Below are 2155 nucleotides of genomic sequence, written 5' to 3'. Positions count from 1 at the left end.
AACGGATCCTATCCGGTGCGACGCTGCTGCGCGGAGAGCACGTGGCACGCGACATCCGTTTCCTGCGCGCCGCCGGCGTCCATCTGGAGGACCAGGTCGTGGCGCGCAGCGTCATGGCCGAACGGCATAAGAGACTTGCGTCGGGGATTGCCGTCCCCACGCGCGCCGGGAACCGGGCTTGCCGGCCCATCCCGGTGGGGTGAGAAAACTCATCCTTTACCCGAAACAAACCCATCCACCACCCATCTGCAGCGAAAAGAGAGAACCAGGAATGCCAACCCTACAAGCGCGTGCGGCTCATGGCGGCCACAGCGGATCGACGCCCCTCGGCGACCGCGGAAGCGACGTCGTGGACGAACCCATACGCGTCGTCACAGGTCGCGGCGGCGAGCACGATGCCGGACGAGAGCCCTGCGTCGAACAGCTCGCCGTCCGTGATCCCCGTGGACAGCATCCAACGCAGTCCATCCATGACGGCGGGATCCGTGACATTACGGAACAGACCATCGGCGACGGCCATGCGATAGGCCAGCCAGGCCAGACGCGCCCGCCGCGCGAGCACCGTTTCGTCACGGGCCAGCTCCTCGTACCGAATCGCGGCTCGGACCGTCACGATCGGGGAGACACGGGGACGCAGGGGCATCGATGCGCCCTGCAGGAACCCGGATATCCGGTCCACCGTCATGAGACGGCGGCGGAGGACGGGGGAGAAGCCCGCAGTGTTGTCTTCCATCATGCCCGCCGATCGATTGTGCTTGGAGACGATATCCGTTCTACCGATACACATGCGTCCGGCATGATATCGGCCGCATGGGATGGTCCGTGAAAAAGAGAATGCCCGCACGCGAATTGCCGTTCGCGTGCGGGCGATGGTCCCATCCTTTACCCATTTGCATTGCCCCTTGCCGGACGAATCCGGCTCGGGCGAGGGAACCAGCAGAAGCCAACCCCACCAATCATCACATCAGAAGGAGCCGGCAAGACCGACCCCGACCAATCGTCGGACCAGAAGACCAATCGTCGGACCAGAAGGAGCCAATCATGACCAATTCTTACATCAACCCCACCCAGCCGACCGCCAGTGAACCCCGATATTCACAGAACGAACCCGCATGGCAGGACGTGGAGATCGTCGACGTGCCCGCCGTGGAGGAGCCGGACTCGGCCGAGGGCGCTCCTGAGCCGATCCGCATCATAGACGAGCCGGAACCGGGGGAGGCCACGGCAGGCGACGCGGTCATCGAATACACGCGCGACCACCTGCCCGTCAACATGGGCGTCGACACGAACCAAAGCGACTTCACCCGCGAACAGGCCGAACAGCTCGTCGGCGACATCCAGGAACAGCTCTACGAGACCGCGAAAAGCCAGAAACGCCTTCACGACCTGATCGCCCAGGCATACGACGGACGCGCCTGGATCGCCCTCGGATACCCCGCGGGACAGATCGGCTGGAACCGGATGTGCCAGGACAAGTTCACCGCCGACGCGGTCCGTCTCACCGTCCAGCAACGCACCAACCTCATCCTCAGCTTCCAGGACGACCCGATCAGCAACGTGGCCCTCGCCGCGGCGCTCGGAGTGAGCGATAGGACGGTCGGCCGCGCGCTGAAAAAGAACAAGAAATCCCCGAAGGGCGCCTCCGCGAAGCCGAAGCCGGTCGTGGGCACGGACGGCAAACGCCACAGCGTGCCGGAGCTCACGCCGGCGGAACGCCTCGAACTCGACGCGAAGATCCATGACATGAACCTGCCCGTCGAGGAGGGCGGCCAGGGCATGACCCAGCAGGAGATCGCCGCGAAGCTCGACATGGCGCAATCCACGATCTGCGCGAGCATCAAACGCGAGACCATGCGGCGCATGAGCGAGGGACTCGAACCCGCGGCCCCCGCACCGGTCGACGAGACCGGCGCGATCGGCGTGCTGCCCGACAATACTGCAATCGACCTGGGAGGCGACCGGCTCGCCGCGGACGACATGAACTTCGTGGAAGCGTTCCGCACCGCCGCGGGAGACGCGAACGCCGGACTGGCCCGCCTCGTGGAGCTGATGAGCTCCGAACGCTGGCAGCCAGGCAGCGAGACCGTCGACGAGATCGTCACCCGCGCCGGCCGTGACATCAAGGGCGTGCTGGCCAACGTGGGCCCGTTCATGC

General features: G+C 65.3%; 3 protein-coding genes. 2 read left to right on the top strand and 1 reads right to left on the bottom strand.

Translation table 11 applies throughout. The annotated features are described in order from the left end of the window. On the top strand, positions 1-203 hold a 203-nt coding region (locus tag ACMO6A_RS08080; protein WP_418471061.1), incomplete at its 5' end, for a hypothetical protein. A 77-nt stretch (positions 204-280) separates the two neighbouring features. Here the strand turns inward: ACMO6A_RS08080 and ACMO6A_RS08075 are convergent. Further along, positions 281-736, bottom strand: a complete 456-nt coding sequence (locus tag ACMO6A_RS08075) for a hypothetical protein (protein WP_286108157.1) — start codon at positions 734-736, stop codon at positions 281-283. Positions 737-1041: 305 nt separating this feature from the next. Here ACMO6A_RS08075 and ACMO6A_RS08070 point away from each other — a divergent pair. After that, positions 1042-2155 (top strand): hypothetical protein (locus tag ACMO6A_RS08070; RefSeq protein ID WP_418471060.1); only part of this gene is annotated, 1114 nt, incomplete at its 3' end.

The sequence above is a fragment of the Eggerthella sp. genome (assembly GCF_048329335.1).
GTDB classification, from domain to species: domain Bacteria; phylum Actinomycetota; class Coriobacteriia; order Coriobacteriales; family Eggerthellaceae; genus Eggerthella; species Eggerthella lenta.
This window is presented reverse-complemented; position numbering and strand designations above follow the sequence as displayed.